The 6,987-nt window shown below is 44.4% G+C and carries 9 protein-coding genes and 1 pseudogene; 9 read left to right on the forward strand and 1 reads right to left on the reverse strand.

The window, feature by feature from the left end; all coding sequences use genetic code 11:
- Positions 1–363, reverse strand: a pseudogene (locus IQQ51_RS26720) (hypothetical protein); the annotation flags it as partial.
- Positions 364–494: 131 nt separating this feature from the next.
- Here IQQ51_RS26720 and fkpA point away from each other — a divergent pair.
- The 9 genes from fkpA to IQQ51_RS06050 all read left to right on the forward strand — a co-directional run.
- Positions 495–1,271 (forward strand): FKBP-type peptidyl-prolyl cis-trans isomerase, encoded by a 777-nt coding sequence (gene fkpA / locus IQQ51_RS06010; RefSeq protein WP_017061105.1) that lies wholly within the window; start codon positions 495–497, stop codon positions 1,269–1,271.
- Between the two features lie 205 nt (positions 1,272–1,476).
- Positions 1,477–2,202 carry a helix-turn-helix transcriptional regulator gene (locus IQQ51_RS06015; protein WP_004729851.1) on the forward strand — a complete coding sequence of 242 codons (726 nt, stop codon included), beginning with the start codon at positions 1,477–1,479 and terminating at the stop codon, positions 2,200–2,202.
- Positions 2,196–2,585, forward strand: a complete 390-nt coding sequence (gene tusD, locus IQQ51_RS06020) for a sulfurtransferase complex subunit TusD (protein ID WP_193840591.1) — start codon at positions 2,196–2,198, stop codon at positions 2,583–2,585. Before IQQ51_RS06015 ends, tusD begins: the two co-directional genes overlap by 7 nt.
- Complete coding sequence (gene tusC / locus IQQ51_RS06025; protein WP_048614925.1) at positions 2,582–2,938, forward strand: sulfurtransferase complex subunit TusC; 357 nt, start codon at positions 2,582–2,584, stop codon at positions 2,936–2,938. Before tusD ends, tusC begins: the two co-directional genes overlap by 4 nt.
- 8 nt (positions 2,939–2,946) lie before the next feature.
- Complete coding sequence (gene tusB, locus IQQ51_RS06030; RefSeq protein ID WP_016790847.1) at positions 2,947–3,222, forward strand: sulfurtransferase complex subunit TusB; 276 nt, start codon at positions 2,947–2,949, stop codon at positions 3,220–3,222.
- 182 nt (positions 3,223–3,404) lie between these two features.
- Entirely contained in the window at positions 3,405–3,779 is a 375-nt protein-coding gene (rpsL, locus tag IQQ51_RS06035) for a 30S ribosomal protein S12 (protein ID WP_004737194.1), read from the forward strand.
- A 106-nt stretch (positions 3,780–3,885) separates the two neighbouring features.
- Positions 3,886–4,356 carry a 30S ribosomal protein S7 gene (gene rpsG, locus IQQ51_RS06040; RefSeq protein ID WP_010435163.1) on the forward strand — a complete coding sequence of 157 codons (471 nt, stop codon included), beginning with the start codon at positions 3,886–3,888 and terminating at the stop codon, positions 4,354–4,356.
- Between the two features lie 166 nt (positions 4,357–4,522).
- Positions 4,523–6,619 carry an elongation factor G gene (gene fusA / locus IQQ51_RS06045; protein ID WP_017061101.1) on the forward strand — a complete coding sequence of 699 codons (2,097 nt, stop codon included), beginning with the start codon at positions 4,523–4,525 and terminating at the stop codon, positions 6,617–6,619.
- A gap of 147 nt (positions 6,620–6,766) precedes the next feature.
- On the forward strand, positions 6,767–6,987 hold a 221-nt coding region (locus IQQ51_RS06050), incomplete at its 3' end, for a GTP-binding protein (RefSeq protein ID WP_228012678.1).

Genomic DNA, 6,987 nt, shown 5'->3' on the forward strand with positions numbered 1-6,987 from the left:
GCCGTCGGAGATAGACCATAGCCCTTGTGCTTGAGTCCAAGATAAGTCCCAAACGGCGAAGTTCATCTGGCTAGCGGTAATGGCAAAACGGCCATTGTCCGAGATACGGATACGCGATACTTGGTTTTCTAACTGGTCTTGCGGGCCAAGCTGAGCCAACTCTTGGTCTTCGGCGAGGTCCCAAAGGAGCAGTTGCTTTTGCTGAGAGTAGAGCAGGGCGAAGCGTCCATCTCTGCTGAGTGCAAAGCTGGTGGCACCATTGGGCTCAATTTCCCAACGCTGCTCATCATCTTGGAAGAAAAAGCAACCATTTAACAAGGTGATGACAATTGTACATAGCAATGAGTGGAAAAATATTCGCATCACATCTAATAATCCGGTTTGTGTCGAAAGACATATGACTAGTATATTGTTATAACTAACGTATTCACACCAATCTAATCATTAGATTTGTGCACAATAACCAATGGCTTGGCCATTAATTGGAGAATTCAATGAAATCAGTTTTAAAAGTATCACTGCTTGCCGCAACGGTTATGCTAGCAGTTGGTTGTCAGAAAGAAGAACCAAAGGCAGAAGCTCCACAGGTAGAAGAAGTTAAAGTTGAAGCAGTAAACTTTAAAACAGAAGATGACAAAGCGGCTTACGCAATCGGTGTATCTTTCGCTAACTACCTAAGCACAAGCATTGATAAGCCAAGCGAGCTAGGTATCAACCTAGACAAAGATATGGTTCTTCAAGGTATCGAAGACGTATTCGCAGAGAAAACAGCACTTAACGAAGAAGAAACTCGCGCAGCTCTTGAAGCTCTAGACAAGCGTGTTGCTGAAACGATGCAAGCACAAGCGGCAGAAAAATCTGCAGAAGTGAAGAAAGCCGGTGATGACTTCCGTGCTGAGTTCGCTAAAACTGAAGGCGTTAAGCAAACTGAATCTGGTCTACTTTACCAAGTAATGACTGCTGGTGAAGGTGCTTCTCCAAAAGACACTGATACGGTTCAAGTACACTACAAAGGTACGCTAACAGACGGTACTCAGTTCGACAGCTCTTACGATCGTGGCGAACCAGCAACATTCCCACTAAATCGCGTAATCCCAGGCTGGACTGAAGGCGTACAACTGATGCAAGTTGGTTCTAAGTACAAGTTCGTTATTCCGCCAGAGCTAGCATACGGTGAGCAAGACACACCGACTATCCCAGCTAACTCAACGCTAGTATTCGAAGTAGAACTACTAAACATCGATAACGCTGAAGCAGCTCCTGCACAGTAATATTGGTTAAAAGCCTCGTACTAAAATACGTTGATTGAATAAAAAGCCTAACTTTGAGTTAGGCTTTTTTTATGATTTGAAGATGAGTATTTGATTTTTAAACTTGTTCTAAATCACTAGTTGCAATGTTAGCTAGGTGTGCAATTAAAATTTTCTGATAAACTTACATAAATTTGTTGATTTTTCACACGAAGGTAAGGAATAAGTGACTACTACAGAAACAGTCAATGCAGATGTGTTACTTGAAATGGAATCAGTCCACGTTATGCCATTCAGTGAACACGATAAAATCATTCTAAGATCTTATGAGGCCGTTGTTGACGGTATTGCGAGCCTTATTGGTCCGTTTTGTGAAATCGTTTTGCACTCTTTAGAAGACCTCAATACTTCTGCGATTAAAATTGCCAATGGCGAAAATACAGGTCGTCAGGTTGGCTCGCCGATTACCGATCTTGCATTGAAGATGCTAAAAGATATTGAAGGTTCTAAGCGTAACTTCTCACGTTCATACTTCACTCGCGCTAAAGGCGGAGTGTTGATGAAGTCGATCACGGTTGCTATCCGCAACGGTGAAGACCGAGTGATTGGCCTACTGTGTATTAACGTGAATCTAGACGCGCCATTCTCACAAGTACTGCAATCGTTCATGCCTACGCAAGACGCAGACGAAGCCGCATCATCGGTTAACTTCGCTAGTGACGTTGAAGAACTTGTCGACCAAACGGTTGAACGCACCATTGAAGAAATTAACGCTGACAAATCGGTATCGAACAATACTAAGAACCGTCAGATCGTGATGGAGCTGTACGACAAAGGTATTTTCGATATTAAAGACGCGATTAACCGTGTTGCTGAGCGACTGAACATCTCTAAGCACACCGTGTACCTATACATCCGCCAACGTAAAACAGAGGATGAAGAGGGTTGCTAAGCTATACACTCCTAGTGAATGGGCCTGTCTATGGCTCACAGTCAGCAAGAAGTGCCTACCAGTTTGCCGTGGCTCTGATTAAACAGGGCCACAAACTTCACAGTGTGTTCTTCTATCAAGATGGCGTCAGTAACGGCTCAGACCTTACGGTACCTGCTAACGATGAATTTGATTTAGCTTCAGCTTGGCAAAAGCTGGCTGATGAACATAATGTTAGCCTTGAAACCTGTGTGGCAGCTGCGCTAAGACGCGGAGTGATTAGCTCTGAAGAAGCAGAGCAACATCAACTAAGTGCCTCTAACCTAGCCACTGGATTTACTCAGGCCGGATTGGGGAGCTTATCGGAAGCGCTACTAACGCAAGATAGGGTTGTGCAGTTTTGAGAAAGTTAGCCTTTATATTTAACAGTTTCCCTCATACGACCGCTGCGGGTAGAGAAGGGTTAGACGCCCTGCTTGCTGCGTCCGCATACAGTGAAGACATCTCCGTGTTCTTTGTTGGCGATGGCGTTACACAGCTTCTCAAAGCGCAGCAGCCCGACGAAATACTATCGCGTGACTATATCTCCGCATTCAAACTTATGGACCTGTACGACATCGAACAGGTGTATGTGTGTCAGCGTAGTCTGAGTCAGTTTGGTCTTTCAGCAGACAACCTGCTGATCGATGTGACCACCGTTGAAGCCGACGAGTTAACGCAGAAGTTAGCTCAGTGCCAACAGATACTGACTTTCTAGGGGACGCTATGCTTCATATCGTAAAATCAGTCGACAAACTGAAACTCGCATTGACCTATTCTCAGCCACAGGATCAGTTCCTTTTGGTGGAAGATGCGGTGTATGTTTGCCTTCCTAATCATGAGTTATTCACTCAAATCTGCGCAGTAGAGCAGGTGTCGGTGTTAAAACCAGATCTCGATAGCCGAGGTTTACAATTACTTGTCTCAAGTACTATTGATCAAGTTGACTTCGATGGCTTCGTTAAACTGACGGTTTTGAACGACAAATCAGTGACTTGGTAAGCGTGTTCTATCAGTTTGGTTAAAATTAGACCATCCTGAGCTCTAGACGGCTAAAAAAGATCTGTATATTTCTTGACACACCTCCCACTGCTGAATAGAATTTTGCGTCCCTAATTACGACTTGTGATTAGGGATAGATTTTTCACAAAGCTTACTTTCAAGTAAATTTCAGGAGCTAGTTAATGGCAACTATTAACCAGTTGGTTCGCAAGCCTCGTGTAAAGCAAGTTGTTAAAAGCAACGTGCCTGCACTAGAAGCGTGCCCACAAAAACGTGGTGTATGTACTCGTGTTTACACTACTACACCTAAAAAACCTAACTCGGCACTACGTAAAGTATGTCGTGTACGTCTAACCAACGGTTTCGAAGTAACTTCGTACATCGGTGGTGAAGGTCACAACCTTCAAGAGCACAGTGTTGTACTAATCCGTGGCGGTCGTGTAAAAGACCTTCCGGGTGTTCGTTACCACACTGTTCGCGGCGCGCTAGACTGTGCTGGCGTTAACGACCGTAAACAAGGTCGTTCTAAGTACGGTGTGAAACGTCCTAAGTCTTAATGCATTTTCTTTTTTAAAAGAAAGCGTTAAGTAAGGCCAAACACTATTTTATTTATTATTCTGAAAAGTTTTGGAAAAAACCTGAAGAAGACAACGGAGAATATCCATGCCACGTCGTCGCGTAATAGGTCAGCGTAAGATCCTTCCAGATCCTAAGTTCAAATCTGAATTGCTGGCAAAATTCGTTAACATCCTTATGGTTGACGGAAAGAAATCTACTGCAGAAAAAATCGTTTACACTGCACTAGATTCAATGGCTGAGAAGTCTGGTAAAGACCACTTAGCTGTATTTGAAGAAGCTCTTGAAAATGTTCGCCCAGCGGTAGAAGTTAAATCTCGCCGTGTAGGTGGTTCAACTTACCAAGTACCTGTAGAAGTTCGTCCGGTTCGCCGTAACGCTCTTGCTATGCGTTGGGTAGTTGAAGCTGCGCGTAAGCGTGGTGAAAAATCTATGGCTCAACGCCTAGCTGCTGAAATGCTAGACGCGTCTGAGAACAAAGGTACTGCGGTTAAGAAACGTGAAGACGTTCACCGCATGGCTGACGCAAACAAAGCGTTCGCACATTACCGTTGGTAATACCTTTTTAGTGCTGCAAGGTTCCTTGCAGCACTTCTTTAGTTCCTATGCTTATGCTAGGAACTATTGCTATTTCTAGGGCAAGCAATTTTTAGCGAAGCATCGCTTTTAACGCATAATCTAGACATAGCAATAGTCCCTAAGTCTCTAATAAGAGGATTCAACCGTGGCTCGTAAAACTCCTATAGAGCAATACCGTAATATCGGTATCGTTGCTCACGTAGATGCAGGTAAAACAACCACAAGTGAACGTATTCTGTTCTATACCGGTCTTTCTCACAAAATCGGCGAAGTTCACGATGGTGCAGCAACCATGGACTGGATGGAGCAAGAGCAAGAGCGCGGTATTACGATCACTTCAGCAGCAACCACTACGTTTTGGCGTGGTATGGAAGCTCAGTTCTCGGACCACCGTATCAACATCATCGACACTCCTGGACACGTTGACTTCACTATCGAAGTAGAACGTTCTCTGCGTGTACTTGATGGTGCAGTTGTTGTGTTCTGTGGCTCATCTGGTGTTGAACCTCAGTCAGAGACAGTATGGCGTCAAGCTGATAAGTACCAAGTTCCACGTATGGTTTTCGTTAATAAAATGGACCGTACCGGCGCAGACTTCTTGCGCGTAGTTGAACAGATCAAGGACCGCTTAGGCGCAACTCCTGTTCCAATTCAACTGAACATTGGTGCTGAAGAAAACTTCCAAGGCGTTGTCGATCTTATCAAGATGAAGGCAATTAACTGGAACGAAGCTGACCAAGGCATGACTTTCACGTACGAAGATATTCCTGCAGACATGCAAGAAATGGCTGAAGAATATCGTACAGAACTTGTTGAAGCTGCTGCAGAAGCAAATGAAGAGCTGATGGATAAGTACCTTGAAGAAGGTGAACTAACAGAAGCTGAAATCAAACAAGGTCTTCGTACTCGTACCCTTAATAATGAAATCGTACTTGCTACTTGTGGTAGTGCATTCAAAAACAAAGGTGTACAAGCTGTTCTAGATGCAGTTGTTGATTTCCTTCCTTCTCCAGTCGATGTACCTGCAATTAAAGGTATCGATGAAGACGAGAACGAAGCAGAACGTCACGCAGACGACAAAGAACCGTTCTCAGCGCTAGCATTCAAGATTGCAACAGACCCATTCGTTGGTACTTTAACTTTCATCCGTGTTTACTCTGGTGTTGTTGAAAGCGGTAAAACAGCTTACAACTCTGTGAAGAAACAACGTGAACGCTTAGGTCGCATTGTTCAAATGCACTCAAACAAGCGTGAAGAAGTAAAAGAAGTACGAGCAGGTGACATCGCAGCCATCATTGGCCTGAAAGATGTGACTACTGGTGAAACCCTTTGTGACCAGAACCATAAGATTGTTCTTGAGCGCATGGAGTTCCCAGACCCAGTTATTCAGATCGTTGTAGAGCCAAGCTCTCAAGCTGATCAAGATAAAATGACTATCGCTCTAGGTAAACTAGCAGCGGAAGACCCATCGTTCCGCGTTGATATGGATGCGGAAACTGGCCAGACTCTGATTTCTGGTATGGGTGAACTACACTTAGATATCATCGTTGACCGTATGAAGCGCGAATTTAGCGTGAACTGCAACGTTGGTAACCCGCAAGTGGCTTACCGTGAGACTATTCGTGGTACAGCGAAAGCGGAAGGTAAATTTATCCGTGAACATGGTGGTAAAGGTCAGTACGGTCACGTATGGCTGAAACTGGAACCATCAGAAGCTGGCGAAGGCTTTGTCTTTGTGGATGAAATTGCCAATGGTATCGTACCGAAAGAGTTTATCGCTTCAGTTGCTAAAGGCGTTGAAGAGCAGATGAACAATGGTGTGCTTGCTGGCTATCCAGTTTTGGATATCAAAGCTACACTATATGATGGTTCTTACCATGAAACAGATTCAAGTGAGATGGCGTTTACAATCGCTGCCTCTATGGCTTTCAGAACGGGTGCACTTGAAGCGCAACCGGTTCTGCTTGAGCCTATGATGAAAGTTGAAGTAACTACTCCAGAAGACTGGATGGGTGACGTTGTTGGCGATATTAACCGTCGTCGCGGCATCATCGAAGGTATGGACGAGGGGACAGCTGGCCTGAAGATAATTCGTGCACAAGTTCCGTTGTCTGTCATGTTCGGTTACGCAACTGATTTACGTTCTGCGACACAAGGTCGTGCTTCTTACTCTATGGAGTTTAGTGAGTACGCTGAAGTGCCTAACAATGTTGCAAAAGCAATCATTGCAGAGCGTGGTTAAACAAAAGGAAGGCATTTTTTTTCATTTTTTGAAAGAACAATGCGTCCAAATATTGCGCTAACGAGAGTTGGCGCATAAAATAGCAATTTCTGGCGCGTCTCGCTCAATAATGAACGTGGCGAATCATAACTAGGAAGGAACACGATTGTGTCTAAAGAAAAATTTGAACGTACGAAACCGCACGTAAACGTTGGTACTATCGGCCACGTTGACCACGGTAAAACAACTCTAACTGCTGCTATCTGTACTACTCTTGCAAAAGTATACGGCGGTGTTGCTAAAGATTTCGCATCTATCGATAACGCTCCAGAAGAGCGTGAGCGCGGTATCACAATCGCAACTTCTCACGTTGAGTACGACACTCCAGC

This window comes from Vibrio sp. OPT18 (genome assembly GCF_015163615.1).
Lineage (GTDB): Bacteria > Pseudomonadota > Gammaproteobacteria > Enterobacterales > Vibrionaceae > Vibrio > Vibrio coralliirubri.